The 17,692-nt window shown below is 29.5% G+C and carries 18 protein-coding genes and 2 other annotated features; of the genes, 6 read left to right on the top strand and 12 right to left on the bottom strand.

Features of this window, described 5'->3' with window-relative positions:
* Positions 1-113 precede the first annotated feature (113 nt).
* Genes agaV through LQE93_RS03335 form a run of 3 tightly spaced genes read left to right on the top strand, consistent with a single transcriptional unit; the run spans position 114 to position 2,294 of the window.
* Complete coding sequence (agaV, locus tag LQE93_RS03345; RefSeq protein WP_055264211.1) at positions 114-590, top strand: PTS N-acetylgalactosamine transporter subunit IIB; 477 nt, start codon at positions 114-116, stop codon at positions 588-590.
* A gap of 56 nt (positions 591-646) precedes the next feature.
* Entirely contained in the window at positions 647-1,462 is an 816-nt protein-coding gene (locus tag LQE93_RS03340) for a PTS mannose/fructose/sorbose/N-acetylgalactosamine transporter subunit IIC (RefSeq protein ID WP_055264209.1), read from the top strand.
* Entirely contained in the window at positions 1,452-2,294 is an 843-nt protein-coding gene (locus LQE93_RS03335) for a PTS system mannose/fructose/sorbose family transporter subunit IID (RefSeq protein ID WP_055264207.1), read from the top strand. The genes LQE93_RS03340 and LQE93_RS03335 overlap by 11 nt, the downstream gene beginning before the upstream one ends.
* A 61-nt stretch (positions 2,295-2,355) precedes the next feature.
* Here LQE93_RS03335 and LQE93_RS03330 read toward each other — a convergent pair whose 3' ends face one another.
* The 5 genes from LQE93_RS03330 to LQE93_RS03310 form a co-directional block, all read right to left on the bottom strand.
* Positions 2,356-2,550: a hypothetical protein gene (locus LQE93_RS03330; RefSeq protein WP_055264205.1), complete on the bottom strand. Its 195-nt coding sequence runs from the start codon at positions 2,548-2,550 to the stop codon at positions 2,356-2,358.
* 110 nt (positions 2,551-2,660) lie between these two features.
* Positions 2,661-3,206 carry a tryptophan transporter gene (locus tag LQE93_RS03325; protein ID WP_055264203.1) on the bottom strand — a complete coding sequence of 182 codons (546 nt, stop codon included), beginning with the start codon at positions 3,204-3,206 and terminating at the stop codon, positions 2,661-2,663.
* Between the two features lie 143 nt (positions 3,207-3,349).
* Positions 3,350-3,603 (bottom strand) — a binding site (T-box leader).
* 92 nt (positions 3,604-3,695) lie between these two features.
* Positions 3,696-5,396: an FAD-dependent oxidoreductase gene (locus LQE93_RS03320; RefSeq protein WP_231071981.1), complete on the bottom strand. Its 1,701-nt coding sequence runs from the start codon at positions 5,394-5,396 to the stop codon at positions 3,696-3,698.
* Between the two features lie 15 nt (positions 5,397-5,411).
* Complete coding sequence (locus LQE93_RS03315; RefSeq protein ID WP_055264199.1) at positions 5,412-5,732, bottom strand: rhodanese-like domain-containing protein; 321 nt, start codon at positions 5,730-5,732, stop codon at positions 5,412-5,414.
* 101 nt (positions 5,733-5,833) lie between these two features.
* Entirely contained in the window at positions 5,834-6,484 is a 651-nt protein-coding gene (locus tag LQE93_RS03310; protein WP_055264197.1) for a Crp/Fnr family transcriptional regulator, read from the bottom strand.
* 142 nt (positions 6,485-6,626) lie between these two features.
* Between LQE93_RS03310 and LQE93_RS03305 the strand changes: the two genes are divergently transcribed.
* Positions 6,627-6,824: a 4Fe-4S binding protein gene (locus LQE93_RS03305; RefSeq protein WP_055264195.1), complete on the top strand. Its 198-nt coding sequence runs from the start codon at positions 6,627-6,629 to the stop codon at positions 6,822-6,824.
* Between the two features lie 15 nt (positions 6,825-6,839).
* Positions 6,840-7,427 carry a 4Fe-4S binding protein gene (locus LQE93_RS03300; protein WP_055264193.1) on the top strand — a complete coding sequence of 196 codons (588 nt, stop codon included), beginning with the start codon at positions 6,840-6,842 and terminating at the stop codon, positions 7,425-7,427.
* Positions 7,428-7,475: 48 nt separating this feature from the next.
* Here LQE93_RS03300 and LQE93_RS03295 read toward each other — a convergent pair whose 3' ends face one another.
* Positions 7,476-8,867, bottom strand: coding sequence for a glycoside hydrolase family 1 protein (locus tag LQE93_RS03295; protein WP_148315739.1), 1,392 nt, complete (start codon positions 8,865-8,867; stop codon positions 7,476-7,478).
* A 166-nt stretch (positions 8,868-9,033) separates the two neighbouring features.
* Between LQE93_RS03295 and LQE93_RS03290 the strand changes: the two genes are divergently transcribed.
* Complete coding sequence (locus tag LQE93_RS03290; protein ID WP_055264189.1) at positions 9,034-9,717, top strand: GntR family transcriptional regulator; 684 nt, start codon at positions 9,034-9,036, stop codon at positions 9,715-9,717.
* 186 nt (positions 9,718-9,903) lie between these two features.
* On the opposite strand, the gene celB is transcribed toward LQE93_RS03290, so the two are convergent.
* From celB to LQE93_RS03260, 6 genes are all read right to left on the bottom strand, one after another.
* A complete protein-coding gene (celB, locus tag LQE93_RS03285) occupies positions 9,904-11,187 on the bottom strand; it encodes a PTS cellobiose transporter subunit IIC (protein ID WP_055264187.1) in 1,284 nt (427 codons plus the stop codon).
* Between the two features lie 124 nt (positions 11,188-11,311).
* The gene (brnQ, locus tag LQE93_RS03280) at positions 11,312-12,646 is read right to left on the bottom strand and encodes a branched-chain amino acid transport system II carrier protein (protein WP_231071980.1); all 1,335 of its coding nucleotides are present in this window, start codon (positions 12,644-12,646) and stop codon (positions 11,312-11,314) included.
* 172 nt (positions 12,647-12,818) lie between these two features.
* Positions 12,819-13,081, bottom strand: a binding site (T-box leader).
* Positions 13,082-13,315: 234 nt separating this feature from the next.
* The gene (locus LQE93_RS03275; protein WP_231071978.1) at positions 13,316-14,596 is read right to left on the bottom strand and encodes a L,D-transpeptidase family protein; all 1,281 of its coding nucleotides are present in this window, start codon (positions 14,594-14,596) and stop codon (positions 13,316-13,318) included.
* A gap of 123 nt (positions 14,597-14,719) precedes the next feature.
* Entirely contained in the window at positions 14,720-15,883 is a 1,164-nt protein-coding gene (locus LQE93_RS03270; RefSeq protein WP_231071976.1) for a class I SAM-dependent methyltransferase, read from the bottom strand.
* Positions 15,884-15,995: 112 nt separating this feature from the next.
* Entirely contained in the window at positions 15,996-17,195 is a 1,200-nt protein-coding gene (locus LQE93_RS03265) for a cation:proton antiporter (RefSeq protein WP_055264178.1), read from the bottom strand.
* A 50-nt stretch (positions 17,196-17,245) separates the two neighbouring features.
* A complete protein-coding gene (locus tag LQE93_RS03260; RefSeq protein WP_055264176.1) occupies positions 17,246-17,578 on the bottom strand; it encodes a P-II family nitrogen regulator in 333 nt (110 codons plus the stop codon).
* Between the last annotated feature and the right edge of the window lie 114 nt (positions 17,579-17,692).

Here is a 17,692-nt window from a genome sequence, read left to right as displayed (position 1 = left end):
AAAAAACATAAAACAATTATTAAAAAATCCAAAGATTCCATCTTTTGTTAGTTTTATAATAAATATAAAGAGTTAATAACTTTTTACAATTTGTTAATAAAGGAGGTGAAAATATGCCAAATATCGTTTTAACAAGAATAGATAACAGATTAATTCATGGACAAGTTGCAACTCAATGGTGTAGTTCCATCGGAGCAAACCTAATTCTAGTTGCTAACGATGTTGTTGCTGGGGACAAGCTTAGACAAGGTTTAATGGATATGGCTGCTCCATCTTATGCTTCAACTCGTTACTGGACTCTTGAAAAAACTATAAGCACAATTCACAAAGCTAGCGCAAAGCAATTTATCTTCATAGTTTGCGAAACTCCTTCTGATGTATTAAAGCTAGTTGAAGGCGGTGTTCCAATAAAGAAAGTTAATATTGGAAATATGCATATGGCTCAAGGTAAGAGACAAGTTGCTGGTTCTGTCGCAGTAGATGATAAGGACGTAGAAGCATTTAGAAAATTAAAAGACTTAGGTGTAGAACTTGAAATTAGAAGAGTTCCTACTGAAAGTGCAGAAAGCCTTGATAAACTATTCAAATAATACCTTTTTAAGGTCATTATAAAAAAACTAAATATTAAATAAGGGGGATTACAATAATGGATTTTAATGTAGTACAAATCTTATTGGTTGCAGTATTTGCATTTATTGCAGGTATAGACCAATTCAGTTTCTTAGAATCATTATACCAACCAATTGTATCTGGTGCTGTTGTCGGTGCAATTCTTGGTGATTTACAAACCGGTCTTATAGTAGGTGGTACTTATCAATTAATGACAATCGGAAATATGCCAATCGGAGGAGCTCAACCTCCAAATGCTGTTATTGGTGGAATAATGGCAGTTGTATTTGCTATTTCTTCTAAACTAGATCCAGCTGCAGCTGTTGGACTAGCTGTTCCATTCGCATTAATCGGACAATATTGTGTAACTTTACTATTCACAATCATGTCTCCATTAATGTCAAAAGCTGATAAATATGCTGAAGATGCGAATACAAAAGGAATTGAAAATCTTAACTATCTAGCAATGGGTGCTTTAGGATTATTCTTTGCTTTAGTAGTTGTTATCGGTTTAATCGGTGGTGCTGCTGCTGGTAAAACATTAACTGCATTATCTGAACAATTTGCTTGGTTCATGAGCGGACTTAGTGCTGCTGGTGGAATGATGCGTTATGTTGGATTTGCAATACTTTTACGTATCATGTTATCAAACGATTTATGGGGTATTTACTTCGCTGGTTTTGCTCTAGCAACAATAATTGGAAAGATAGACGGATTAAGTGGTTCAGCTCTATTAATTATCGCATTTATCGGAATCGCTGTTGCTATCTATGACTTCCAAACTAACGTAAAAATGAAGAGCAGTGCAGCTTATGCACCAGTAGGGGGAGGAGATGACGAAGATGGAATTTAATTCAACTCAATATAAAGATTTAACTCCAGCTAAACAACTTGACAAGAAAACTTTAAACAAAATGGTTTGGCGTTCATTATTCCTACAAGCTTCTTTTAACTATGAAAGAATGCAAGCTGCAGGATGGTTATATGGTATATTACCTGGATTAAAAGAAATTCATACTAATAAAGATGATTTATCTAAATCTATGAAACACAACCTAGAATTCTTTAATACTCACCCATTCTTAGTAACTTTCGTTATGGGTATAATTCTTTCTTTAGAGCAACAAAAAGCAGATACAAATACTATCAGAGCCGTAAGAGTTGCTGCTATGGGACCTTTAGGTGGAATCGGAGATGCTATCTTCTGGTTTACACTAGTTCCAATTACTGCTGGTATCACTGCTAATATGGCAATCAATGGTTCACTAGCTGGTCCAATATTATTCTTATTAATCTTCAATGCTGTTCAATTTGGTGTAAGATATTGGTTAATGCACTGGTCTTACAACCTAGGTTCTAAGGCAATTGATATTTTAACTAAGAATGCTAAAGAATTTACACGTGCTGCTTCTATGCTAGGTGTATTCATAGTTGGTGCTTTAACTTCTAACTATGGTGCAACTAAATTAGGAATCGTAATACCAAATGGTGAAGCTCCAATCGATATTCAAGCTATATTAGATGGTGTATTACCTCAAATGATTCCTCTAGCTTTAACATTATTATTATTCTTCTTACTTAAGAAGAAAGGTTGGAAGCCAGTTACTTGTATAGCTCTTTTACTTGTAATCGGAATCGTTGGTGCATTTATTGGTCACTTAGGTGGCTTCACAATGTGGGGATAAAATAATATCTTTTTAACACTTAAAAGGAGTTGTTAATAACAACTCCTTTTATTTGTACATACTATAATTTTTTTACTATTTCAATAAACTCATCATCGCTTTCAGCTTGGATAAATGTTCTTTTAGTATATCCAAGTACTATTCCATCTCGTCCTCCACATTCTCCAATACATCTATAATCAATATTATCTTTTCCAAATTCCTTTTCTAATCTATCTATATTTATTCCTGAACATTCTGGACATACACTTATCATACTACACACCTCTTTTTATATTTCCTTCTTTATTATAAGAATATACTGTTTAAATAGAAAAGTAAAATTAAATATAATTAAGTCACAAGTGTTCATTTTAAATTGTAGATTTATATAGCAATTCTTTTTAATGAAGAAACTACTATTTTAAATAAGAATATACCTGCTATTGAGTTTATTATTACTGCTGGCAATACTACAGTTGTAAATAGTATTCCAAAATTCATAGGAAGTCCAACTAAAATTTGTGCTGATACTAAAAATGTTGTGCCACTAATTAAAGTTCCTAAACTAAATATTATTGCTATTATACTTAACTTCATATTATTAATTTCAAATCCTCTTTTTACGAATTGTTTCATAAATATCATTAAGATATATATTAGATTTACTGTAACTATCTTATCTATTATATTAGGAACTTGTCCTAAAGGAAACTTTGTGGTTAAAGCAGTAAAAATTCCAGTTACTATTCCAGCAATTAATGATGTTTTATAATCTCCAAAATTTATAATCATTACAATAAACAACATAGCTAATGCAAAATCTGGTTGCATAGGTATTCCTAAAGCAGGTGTAATTTGATGTAAAATCGCTCCTATTCCTAAAAGTAAAGCATTGATAACTATTTTTTTTGTATTACTATTTCTTTTCATTTTATTATTCCTCCAAATATATTTATATTCTTTTTTAATTACTTCCAAGTCTTCTTTACTTGATAAGAAACTTCAAACCATAAACTCACCTCCAAAATAAACACCTATAATTAAATATAGAATAAAAAAACTCCGTCCTATAAAAATAGGACGGAGTTATAATCCGCGGTACCACCTAAATTGCTATTATAAAAATATAATAAGCCTCTCAATTTCGAATACTAACATATTCTATCTGCTATAACGTGCAGCTCACGGTGCCAGTACTTTACAAAACTGTATTTCCCTTTACTTCTAAGAGGCCCATTCACAAAATTTCTTCTTGTTAGGATCTCACCATCCCTAACTCTCTTTAATGAAGCTTGATTTCGCTACTCTCCCTCATCTCTGAATTTGTAATATATTATATATTATATTTGAAATTCTTTATTTTGTCACAATAAATTTTATAAATAGTATAAATGCTACACTTTCCTATTTAGTGTGCAATTACTTAAAATTATACTTTGTCATTATACTTTCTCTATTTTTAGCTATATCATTATAATATTCATAATAAGATAATGCTAAATAACTTCCTGTAATATTTACTACATTGCCAAACCCTAAATTTTGTAAGGCTAATACTGCATTATAACTTCTTTGTCCTGTTCTACAGTGTAAATATACAGGTCTATCTTTAGGTATTTCGTTTACTCTATCTCGTAATTCACTTAATGGAATATTAATCGCTCCTTTTATATGACCATTTTCATATTCCATTCTTTCCCTAACATCAATTATATAAGCTTCTTCCTCAACCAGTTCTCTTACTTTATCAACATTAACTTGTTTAAATTCTCCATTTAAAAGATTTGATGCTACATAGCCAGCATAATTAACTACATCTTTTGCTGTTCCAAATGGTGGTGCATAGCATAATTCTAAATCTTTTAAATCTTCTACTGTAGCACCAAACTTAATAGCTGTAGCTATGACATCAATTCTTTTTATTGCATCGCCTTTACCTATAGCTTGAGCTCCTAACACTCTTCCTGTAGGAACTTCAAATATAAGCTTAAAATGCATTGGTGATGAGTCAGGCATTATTCCTACTTTATCTGACGGAATAATTCTAACTATATCATATTTTATCTTCATATCTAAAACTTTAATTAAAGATTCATTTAATCCAGTTGATGCTGCATTATAATCAAAGACTTTAATGGCAGATGATCCAATGTATCCTTTATTAGCAGTTGTTTTACCATTTATATGATCTGCTACTGTTCTAGCAGCTTTTTGTGCAGGACCCGCTAATGATAATTTTGTGCTCATGCAAGTTAATGCATTATATACTTCTATTACATCTCCTACTGCATATATATCTTCATCATTAGTTCTATAATTACTATTTACTTTTATTGCTCCAGTTTCTCCAATTTCTAATCCAGCAGCTTTTGCTAATTCAACTTCTGGAGTTACACCGATTGCCATAACTACAGCTTTTGCATCTATCTTCTTTCCTGAAGCTAAAACGATCTTATCCTTTTCAAAACTCATAACCTTATCTTCAATTATTAAATTTATCCCATGATCCATTATCTCTTTATGAAGAATTTGAACCATATCATAATCAAAAGGTTTTAATATTTGAGATGTTGCTTCTATTAATGAAACGTTATATCCGCCTTCAATTAAATTTTCAGCAGCTTCAACTCCTATATATCCACCACCAATTACAGCAACATCCTTAACTTCTATTTCCTTAATAAATCTATTTAATTTATCAATATCAATAACGTTTCTTATAGTAAATACATTAACATTTTCTATACCTGGAATATTAGGCACTATTGGTCTTGCTCCTGGTGAAAGAATAAGTTTGTCATATTTCTCTCTATATACCTCTCCAGTAAGTATATTTTTCACTTCAATCTCTTTATTTTGTCTATCTATTGATACAACTTCACTATTTACCCTCGCCTCAATATTATATTGAGCCTTAAATTTTTCTGGACTCATAAGCACTAATCTATTTGGTGCTTCTATAGTTCCACTTAAATGATATGGAAGTGCACAGTTTGAAAATGATACATGAGACCCCTTTTCAAACATTATGATTTTATCTTTTTCACTATTTCTTCTTAACCTAGCCGCTGCAGATGCCCCACCAGCAACTCCACCTACAATTAAAATTTTTTTATTCATCTCAATATCACCTCTTTAATTTCTATTTTTTCCTAAATATGACCCAATACCACCAGATACATTAATAACATCATATCCCATCTTAGCTAGCTCACTACATGCCATAGAACTTCTTCCTCCTGATTGACACATTATATAGTACTCTTTATCCTTAGATAAATATTTTGATGGATTTCCTAAAAGGGTTTTCATCGGAATATTCTTTGCACTAACAATTGAACCACTATTATATTCATAAGGCTCTCTTATATCTATAAGTTCAACCTTTCCTACTAAACTATCAATATCATTTACATTTATTGATTTTCCTGTATTTCTATTAAAAAATCCAAACATAACTTTTCCTCCTAAAATGTTGTTATTTATGTTTTTGAAATTTATTTATCTCTTGTATATCTATAGTTTACTCATAAATTTTTAAAACTTTTGTGACTTGATTACATTAATTCATTTAAATCTTTTATTATTTGTATTTTTCCTCTTGTAAGTTTTACATATCCCTCTTTTTCTAATTCCTTAAGCCGTCTGCTAATAACCTCTCTAGCTGAATCTAATTCAAAAGCTATCTCAGCATGTGTTGCATAAATATTTTTACTTTTTTTACTTATTAATAACTTTACCAACCTTTTTTGTAATGATTCATGCTTCACTTCTTCCTTAGTCCCAATTATTAAATTAAATTTAGAATGTAAGTCTCTATACATTTCTTTTAAAAAATCCACATTATTCAAAAGGTAATTTTCAACTATATCAAATGGTATAATACAAATTCTAGAATCTTGTGTTGCTTTTCCTATTATATTTAATGGTTCACACTTCAAAAAGCAACTTAATGCCTCATGGCAAAGCTCCCCTCTTCCAATATTATAAAGATTAGTTTCTTCACCATCATATCCTATCCTTTGAATCTTAATATCTCCACTTAAAACAAATAAAAAGCCTGTACAACTAGTTCCATTGGTAGTTAAATGTTCACTGGCTAATAACTCTTTATAAATTACTTTTTTACTTATTACTCCATTAAAACTTCTATCAACTTTTTTTAAAACTGGATAAGCTTCATATAAATCTTCTATATTATAAGTCATTTTTCTCTATCACCTCATATTAAAAATATACCCTTTTTCTACTTATACTCTTAGTGATTAAATCACATACAATATATATATTATAACCGTATACTTATATTAAATTTTGTGAAATTTTATTTTTATGAAGGGAGATTTAATTGTGGAAAAAAAATTTATTAGAAAAAAAGCTTATGTAGATAAAACATACTGTGTTGCTTGTGGAATTTGTGAAAAAGCTTGTCCTTTTAATGCGATTACAATATATAAAGGAATTTACTCTAAAGTAGATTTTGATAAATGTGTAGGATGTAGTAAATGTGCAAAAGCTTGTCCTGCATCTACTATAGAAGTTAAATAGGAGGTTTTATACATTATGAAGAAAAATAAGAAAAAACATTGGTCTGAATATATGTGGATTTTATCTACCGTGTATTTATTTTTAGGACTTTTTAATATTTTATTTGCTTGGCTTGGTTTATTATGCTTCTCTATTCCATTGTTAATATCAATATTCGGTGGTGGAAAAACATATTGCAATAGCTACTGTGGTAGAGGTCAGCTTTTAAACATGCTAGGAAATAAATATAAACTTTCTAGAAATAAACCTATGCCTAAGTTTTTGAAGCATAAATACTTTAGATACGGATTCTTAATCTTCTTTTTATCCATGTTTATTAATATGATATTTAACACTTACTTAGTGTTTAATGGTACCAACACACTAAAAGAAGTTATAACACTTCTATGGGCCTTTAAGTTACCTTGGAATTTTGCCGATTATTCTCATGTAACTCCATGGATTGCTCAATTTGCATTTGGATTTTATAGTATAATGATAACTTCAACAATTCTTGGAATAGTTACTATGCTTATTTATAAGCCTAACTCCTGGTGTGTGTATTGTCCTATGGGGACTATGACTCAAGGAATATGTATAATTAAAGATAAAATTGAATTCTAAAAAAGAAGTGAAGGGCTTAAAATTATAGACCTTCACTTCTTTTCTATTTTAATATTCAATTTCGTTAGTTTCAGATACTTCTTTTATCCATCTTCCTGATTTCTTTACAGTTCTTTTTCCTGATTCTAAGTCTAAAGCTACAAATCCATATCTATTCTTAAATGAATTTGCCCATGACCAACAATCTATAAATGTCCATAAATGGTATCCGAAGCAGTTTGACCCTTCTTGTATTCCTTTATGAAGATATGTTAAGTGTTCTTTTACGAAATCTATTCTGTAATCATCATTTATTACACCATTCTCATCTCTAAATCTTTCTTCACCTTCAACTCCCATACCATTTTCTGAAATATACCATGGAATATTATTATAATTATCTTTTATGTTAACAGCTACATCATACATTACTTGTGGTGCTATTTCCCATCCTCTATATGGATTCATTCTTTTTCCTGGCATATCATAATAATCAAAGAAAGTTTCTGGCATTATAGGTGCATTAACGTCTACTTCTGTTTCCTTAGCCTTTACTCTTCTTGGTTGATAATAGTTAACTCCTAAGAAATCTATTGGATTATTCTTAATTACTTCTAATTCTTCCTCAGTATATTCAGGCATTAAATTATTTTCTTTAAGTAATTCTACTAAATCACTTGGGAATGTACCATGAACTACTGGATCTAAGAACGATCTATTAAATATTCCATCTGCAATTCTTGATGCCTCTAAATCTTTTTCATCTTGAGATCTTGGATATGATGGAGTAAGATTTAAAACTATTGTTATTTCTCCACCTGTATTTAACTTTCTAAAAGCTTCAACTGCTTTTGAATGAGCTACTATAGTGTTATATCCAACTTGAATAGCTCTCTTGAAATCTACTATATTAGGATACATAAATTTATAAAGATATCCACCTTCAGCTGGAACTATTGGTTCATTAAAAGTACACCATTTCTTAACTCTATCCCCAAATAGCTCAAAACATTTAGTCGCATACTTAACATATAAATCTATAACCTCTTTATTTTCCCATCCACCTCTATTTTGTAATTCTATAGGCATATCAAAATGGAAAAGATTTATATACGGTTCTATTCCTGCTTCTATTATTTCATTAATATAATTATTGTAAAACTCTACTGCAACTGGATCTACTTCACATGTATCAAAATCTTTTATAAGTCTTGTCCATTGTATTGATGTTCTAAAGCTAGTTAAACCGATTTCTTTCATAAGCTCAACATCTTCTTTATATTTTCTATAAGTATCACAATTTATCTCTGGACCTACACCATTATGAAATTTTTCTGGTTCAATTTGGAACCAATAATCATATATACTAAAGTTCTTTTTATCTGTCCATCCTTCAGTTTGTGGGCCTGAAGTTGCTGCTCCCCAAGTAAAATTTTCTGGAAATTTATATTTAGCCATAATCGTACCTCCAAATCTATTTTATTATCCTAATTCTAATATTTATCATAAAGATTTTCAGCATTTGTCTATACAAAATGAAATATAAATAACCTCTCACTGATTTATTGAAAATATTTTCTTACTGTAATATTATTAAAATATACTAAGCTAAAGGAGAAGTTAAATTTTGAAAAGTAAAGATATATTAAAAGATTTAATAGAAAGCATAGTTTGTGGTGAATTAGAAGTAAATTCAAAATTTCCTTCTGAAAGTAATCTTGCTCAAAAATATGAATGTAATAGACATACTATAAGAAAAGTAATGGATGTGTTAATAGAAAGAGGTTATGCTAGGAAATCTCATGGTGGCCCAACTTTTGTAAATGAATTACCTTGCACATATTCTTTAAATTTAAGCTCTCAATATGATCTTTATTCTGCTAAAGATATACATACTAAGGTTCTAAATTTAAAACAAATAGTTGCTGACGATAATATTTGTGAAAAATTACAAATAGATAAAGGGTCAAAGGTTTGGTATATAACTCGATTAAGATGTATTAATACAAAAATAGATCATATTGAATATATATATATGCCTATATCACTTTTTCCTAATCTTACAAAACAAAATTGTGAAGCAAGTCTTCTTTCATATATTGAATATGATAATGATTATGAAATTTCTCATGGCATAAAAAATATCTCTGCAGTAATCCTTACTAACGAAGAGATGGAGCTTTCTAATAAGCAAGATTCAAATCTAGCCATTCAAGTTGAAAATATAGGATATCTTACTAACGGACGAGTTTATGAATACTCTATAAATAAGCATTTTAATAATTCTATAGTTTATTATGCTAAAAGATAGTTTTTTCACTTCATATAGTTATTGAACAAATTAAGTAAGTAAATTATACCATATAAAAAATGATAAAATTAATAGTGTAAGAAACATAGGCTTTAAAACTTTAACTCCTCGATTGATTTCTATAGCTATTAATTTTATCATTTATAATATCATATTAGTTCACGTTTCGTTTAACTTGTAGTTATACTATGCACTTTTTTCTTCTTTCTCTAAGTCACAATTTCTCTTATCTAATGCCATTAAGAATGGGAACCATATAACTAATACTATTGCCATCTGTACTAATTGAAGTATTGAACCTGCAATAGAATTTGTAGCTAGGAATCCACTTATTAATACTGGTGTTGTCCAAGGAACTGCAACTCCTGTTGTTGCTGGTACTAATCCTGATGCCATTGCAAAATATGCTACTAAAGTTGCTACAACTGGTGCTATTATCCAAGGAATAGCTATTATTGGATTTAAAACTATTGGTAATCCAAATGTAACTGGTTCATTTACATTAAATAATCCTGCTGGTGCTGCTAGTCGTGCTATTTCTTTTAATTGTCTACTCTTCATAAATATTAATATAGCTAATATTACTATAAGAGTCATCCCAGTTCCACCAAGCCCAACTGTAAAAGTTTCTATAAATTGCTTTGTTATTATATTTGGCATTTCTGCTCCAGCTTGGAAAGCATTTAAATTTTCAAGTGATAAAGTATTCCATATAGGATCCATTACTGAATTTACTATAATTTGTCCATGTAATCCAAAGAACCATAGAATTTGAACTGCAAATATTGCTACTACTGTTGCTGCAATTCCACTACCTAATTTAGTTAAAGGTGTTTGTATTATTTCATATATAAAATCATGTGGATTTCCCCATGGAGTAAATGTAAATATTATATTTATTACTAAAAAAGTTGATAATGTAAAAACTGCTGGTATTAAAGCTGCAAAAGACTTAGATACCGCCGGTGGTACTGTATCTGGCATTTTTATTGTCCAATTTTTCTTTACAAAGAATGTATACATATATGCAGATAAAAATGCTGCTATCATACCTATAAACATTCCCTTAGCACCTAATCTATCTATTTGTAATACACTTCCTAAGTCTCCACCATCAGCAGTAGGAGTTAAAAGTAAGAAAGATACTAAAGAAATTGCTGCTCCGAATATAGGATCTACCCCTTCTTCTTTACTAAAGTAATATCCAATACCTAAAGTAACAAAGATTGTTGTTATTGACATAGTTGTCATTGATGCTGGTCCTAAGAAAGTTTTTAAAGAGTTTAATGTTTCTGGACTTAATATTTTATCTAAAAATGGTAAGTTAGCTATAACTAACATTATTGATCCAAATATTATTAATGGAAATGATATCATAAATGAATCACGTAAAACCCTTAATACCTTTAGATTATTAAGCTTTGTCCCAAATTCCATTATTTTACCTTCAAATTTTTGATAAAAGTTCATTTCGTCCCCTCCATATTGTAAACGTTGTTTTGATGAAACAAATATACCAAATACTTTTAGTAATAAAAATAATTGTATAGACAGATACATAATAAACATTGTCTATACAATCATTAAATTAATCTTAATTAACTTCTAATTTTTCAGTTTTTACATTCTCTTTAACTACCTTCATTAATACTCCTAATATCATTCCAACTGCCGCTGGAACTATCCATCCTAATCCTTGAGAGTAAAGTGGTAATCTTTCAAATAACTTTGTAAGCGCCTCCACTCCAACTCCAACTTGACCTAATGCATCTACTACACTAACAACACCAGTAAATATAATTGTTAATCTATACGCCATTGCATTTCCTGTAAACACTCTGTTCATCATTCCTAAAACTATCAGCATAATAGCTATTGGATAAATTGCATTTAATACCGGTACTGATATAGAAAGTATTTGTGTTAATCCCATATTTGCAATTCCCATACTTAATAATGCTAATATTCTAACAAAGCCTTTATAACTAACCTTAGACGTTAAAGTTGCAAAGTATTGGCTACAAGAAGTTATTAATCCTACACAAGTTGTTAAACAAGCAAGTGTAAATATTACTGCTAACAACACAGCTCCCGGTTTTCCAAATATATATGTTATTACATTAGTTAATGTTTGTGCACCATTTGCAGTTGTTCCAAATCTACCTCCGCTAGTTGCTCCTAAGTGACCTAAAACTGCATATATAGCTATTAACAAACTTCCAGCAATCACTCCGGCTTTTATAGAATTTGACACAACTAACTTCTCATCAGATACTCCTCTAGACTTTATAGCTAATGATATTACTATTCCAAAGTTTAATGCTGCTATAGTATCCATTGTTAAATATCCTTCTAGGAACCCTTTTACAAACGGAGATGTCACATACTCTCCTGTTGCTTCTCCATATGCTCCAATAGGTCTAAAAATACTAGCTATAAATATTAGTGAAATTAATACTAATAATGTAGGAGTTAAAACCTTCCCCATACGGTCTACAAGCTTAGCTGGTGATAAAGAAAGCCAATAAGCAACTGAGAAAAATACTAAAGTAAATAAAAATAGTGCTAATGTTGTTGATATACTTTCTGGCAAATATGGCGCAACTGCCATTTCAAAAGGTAAACTTCCAGCTCTAGGTATTCCAAGTCCCGGCCCTATTGATAAATATATTAAAACTGTAAATACTGCAGCAAATACAGGATGAACCCTTTTAGCTAATGAATATAATCCTCCAGATTTTGCAACTGCCACAACTCCTAAAATAGGAAATCCTACTGCCGTTATAAAGAATCCTATCATTGCCACCCAAGTAGCGCTACCTGCTGCTTGTCCTAAAAAAGGTGGAAATATTAAATTGCCTGCTCCAAAAAATAATGAAAAAAGCATTAAGCTTACTAATACTAAATCTTTTCTTGATAAATTCTTCATGATAAGTCCCCCAATAATCTAATCTATTATTCTTTATATCTATTACCTATTTTTATAATATCAATGTCTGTCTCCATTCGACCGCCCCCTTTTTCAGTTATCTAGATTACATTTGCCAATATAGGTATATATTTAGAGTTTCACTTAAATATAAAAAACCCGTCCCTTAATACAAAGGGACGGGGTTAACCGCGTTACCACCCTAATTCTATAAAATTAGCTTATAAAAAATAAACCTATTATAGCACTTAGTAAACGTACATTATAATACGCCTCTCTTTTAACGGTGAGCCTCCGGTAAAGATTACTCAATAACTTTTCACCTTTACTTCTCAGAGATGATTTTTCAGCTATATTTTGAACATTGGCTTGCAGCAAAATGCCAACTCTCTGTAGAACAAATCTATACTTACTTTTTCTCTTCAACGAATTTATTAAAATCAATTTCTAAATATAGAATATATTACCATTAAATCAATGTCAATACTATTTTTACATTTTTTTAATCATTATTTATGTTATTTTATTATAATATTAAATATTTTTTAATTAATATATTCACTATAACTCATTTTTAATATCATTTTATTATATATAGCTTTATCGATTTTTAAGTGTTAAACCTTTTAAGCAATCCTATAAATATTTTTAAGTTATTTATAGTGATTCTTAATAATTATTATATATATCCTCATAAGTAAAATCTAATATCATTACTGGGTTACTATTCGGATCTAACCATGTTAACAAATTTACTAAATTATTTTGTGGTATAGCTACACATCCATATGTGTAAATTCCCATATCACAATGAAGGAATATAGCTGAACTTTTTCCTGGTATTACCGGCCATCTATTATAATCTATTACAAGAGAATAATTGTAGTACCCCGGAAAATCTACTAGCTTTTCTGCAGAGTTCCATCTTCCATTTGGATCACCAAATTGCATTGTATTATAATATTCTGAATCTACATCATCAACCCAATATTCAGAACCATCTAACTCTCTATAAGGCACTCCACTTCCTGGATTACTATTGATTCCAAAAGCCTCTGTAACAGTATAAATACCTGTCGGTGTACATTTGTCCATTTCATATACTTCACTTGCATACTTCATTCCATTTTGACCTAATCTTGCAGCCACTCTCTCTACTTCAACCCAATTGCCATTTCCATCCTTTTGCCACATAACTAGTTCTCCATATGACCCTCCATTACTTACTACAGTAATGATTTGACTTGAATTTTGCGCTGCTACTGTATTAGCTATACCTAATTTATTTTCTTGAATACCAGTAGAATTATTTATATCTTTTTCATACTCTACTTCTTCTATTACAGTTTCATCTTCCTTTAAAAGTTCTTTTTCATTTTCAATATTACCAATTTTTTCTTTTAATTTATTTTCTAATGCCAAAATATCTTCATCTGGATAATCTCTTTTAAAAATCTCTATTAATGTTTTAGCCTCTTCAATATCCCTATCTATAGCTTCCTCGATTTGCACTTTAAAAATATTGATATTTTCCATTTCTTTTATATGATTATCTATATCATTCTGTTTTTGTAATAAACTTTCATTTAATTTTATAAATATATTATCCTTTAGCAATTCACTATAATCTTCTTTTAATAATTCTATAATTTCTTTTATTTCTATGCTATCTTTACATGAATCAATGTATCTATATGTTTCTAATATACTTCGATAATCTGTAATCTTCTTATCTAATTTATAACTATACTTTTCAGTAAGTTCATCTATTTTTTCAATTGCATCATCATAACTACCTTCAGATATCAAATCTTCAATTATAGAAATTCTTTTTCTTTCTTCAGCTTTAGCTACTCCAACATTAATTATACCAACTCCAGCTACTATGATTACTAACAGTATAATTATTAATAGTCTTCTCTTAATAATATAATCTTTTATTCTCCCCATATTCCCTCCACTTTTTGTATTTGTGTATAACTAACTTTATTTTAACATCTTATTATTATGTTAACCATAACCTAATAAATTTTAAAGGAGTTACTTTACGTAACCCCTCAAAACTTTTTAACTTTATATAAGATTATCATTTTTTAATAAATTATATAAAGTTGGACTCAAATTAAATTGTTTCATAAGATTCTCAACTTCAACTAATACTTTCTCTCTCTTCTCCATAGATATATTACCCTTAGAAGCTCTTATTAAAATATTCTTTGGAGAATGAGCAATATCTATAAACTCTAATAATTGAGTTTTATAACCTAAAGCTTCTAAAATATTGGCTCTAACTGAATCTGTCATAAGTGCAGCTATTCTTTCTTGAACTATTCCATATCTAGTTAAAATAGATAATTCCTCTGTTTTCATTTGAGCATTAAACTCATGCTGACAGCAAGGAACAGAGAATATCATCTTTGCATTCCACTTTACTGCATTATATAAAGCATAATCTGTAGCCGTATCACAAGCATGTAGAGTTATTACCATATCAACTTTATTATTATATTTAAATCCATTTATATCACCAATTTCAAAATGAAGATTTTCATAATTATATCTTTTAGCAATATCATTACATTTTTTTATTACATCTTCTTTAAGATCTAACCCTATCATCTTAACATTAATCTTTTTAATTTCTACAAAGTAATAATATAACACAAAAGTTAAATACGATTTTCCACAACCAAAATCTAATATAGTAAGCTCTTTTTGATTATTTTTCTTTATTTCATCATCAATAATTTCTATAAATCTATTTATTTGCTTATACTTATCATATTTTGAATTTACAACTTTCCCCTCTTTAGTAAATACACCTAAGTCTATAAGAGGCTCAATTATCATCCCTTCTTTAAGTATATAGTTCTTTTCTTTATTGTGAGATTTATTAGCAACTTTTTTATTATCACTGTTCTTCTTGCCTAAGAATACTTTTCCTTTTTTAGAAATCTTCATATCAAAAGTTATAGTTTCACTCCACGCATTAACTTGTTTATATTTAGATTCGATTGCTTCTAAAAGGCTCTCTTCTAAATCACCTTTATCAATATTCTCATGGAAAACTTGCTTATCAGTATATTTTTCAATCTGATAATACTCTTTTCCTTTCTTCTCTTTTAATAAAAATACTATTTTATTATATTGAACATCACTTTTCATCTTGTTACTTATTACTACTTTAACGATATTTTCAGATACCATATCACAAATAGCTTTTCTTAAATCGTTCATATTAACACACCTTATCACTTCTAAATTTCTTATAATCTATACGATATATTATATCGTTATTTCTCTAAAAAGAAAGAGTATTCTTAACTAAAAAAAGGTGCTTTCGCACCTTTTAATGACTTATCTCTATTTTGTGATGTGCATCAACAGTAGCTTCTCCTGCTTTGAAGATTGCTATCTTTGTGCACAATGGTCCTATAAGCTCATATATAACCGTACCTGCTAGTATTATAGCTCTTATTGATGCTCCACAACTTGGCAATGCTTCTTGGACTATCATTGTAAGTCCTATTGCAACCCCTGCTTGAGGTACAAGCGTTAATCCTAAATACTTCTTAACTACAGGTTGACTATTAGCAAGTTGTGCTCCTATATAAGCACCTAAAACTTTACCTATTACTCTAAATACAACATATCCTATACCAATTAACCCAACAGTAAGTAATACTGATAAGTCAAGCTCTAATCCTGATATGGTAAAGAACATTATAAATATTGGCGACGTAATATTATCAATTGATGATAATAACTTTGATTTACTTAACACTAAATTACTTACAGTAGCACCTAGTGCCATACATGCTAATAAATTTGAAAGATCTAATAAATCTGCTAATCCTATAACTAAAAATATAGCTGCAATTACAAGATTCATAGCATTTTCTTTTTGCTTAGAAAGTTTATTAAAATAAGTTAATGCAAATCCAACTGCACATCCTAATACTATAGAGAAGAATATTTCTATAAATGGATTTAAAAATGCCATTATTGAAACACCATCTGATCCTTTAGAAATAATTTGTGCAATAGCTATTGAAATACCAAATGCTATAACTGCAATAGCGTCATCTATAGCAACTACAGGAATTAATGTATCTACTAATGGCCCCTTTGCCTTGTATTGCTTTAAAACCATAATAGTTGCTGCCGGTGCAGTAGCTGATGCTATTGCTCCAATTGCTAAACTAAATTCCCATGTTTGTCCAAATATAAACTTCATTGCAAGCGTTACTACAAAAGTTGCCATTAACGCTTCAAATAAAGCAATTATTATTACGCCTTTACCTATATTTTTCAATTTATTATAATTTAATGAACTACCAATGTTATAAGCTATAAACCCTAATGCAGCTTCAGAAATTATAGTTAAACTTTCTATAGCCTCATGTGGTACTAGCTTTAAAACAAAAGGTCCTATTAATACCCCAGCTATTAAGTATCCTGTAACTCTAGGTAATTTTAAATAAGAAACTACCTTTCCCATTAGTAATCCAAAAATTAATATTATTGCTAGGTAATAAAACCAACTCATTCTGTTTTCCTCCTTTATTATTACATAATCCTCTCACTCAATTACTGCAATTATAAAGGTATACCCTCAACTCTTCCTACAGGAACTGTAAATATTATTCCACTTCCTGGCGAATCAATATCTACAAATTTCTTAATTGCTGATATTGCACTATCTACCATATTACTCTTCAAAACAGTTAAAATTGTTTTCTTTTGAGCTCGTCCATCATTCATTAACAACTTTAATGAACTAAATAGACTAAACTCTTCACATTCACTTAAAATATTTGCCATTCCTTGAGAATCAATTATCGTAGAGCCTTTAATTCCAAGTTTATTGAACTCTAACATTATATCCTCAATATTTTCATTTTCTTCTAAAATAGTTACAAGCAATTCCAATTCTATCCCTCCTAAAAATATACACTATTTTAAATTATATAATTGCAAGTATTATTTTTCAAACTTGCAAATTTGCTAATTAATTCGATTTAAAGTCATATTTACCTATAATAA

Source organism: Clostridium sp. NSJ-145 (assembly GCF_021044725.1).
Classification (GTDB): Bacteria; Bacillota; Clostridia; order Clostridiales; family Clostridiaceae; genus Clostridium; species Clostridium disporicum_B.
Note: the sequence above shows the minus strand (reverse complement) of the source record. Positions and strands in the feature narration are given on the sequence as shown.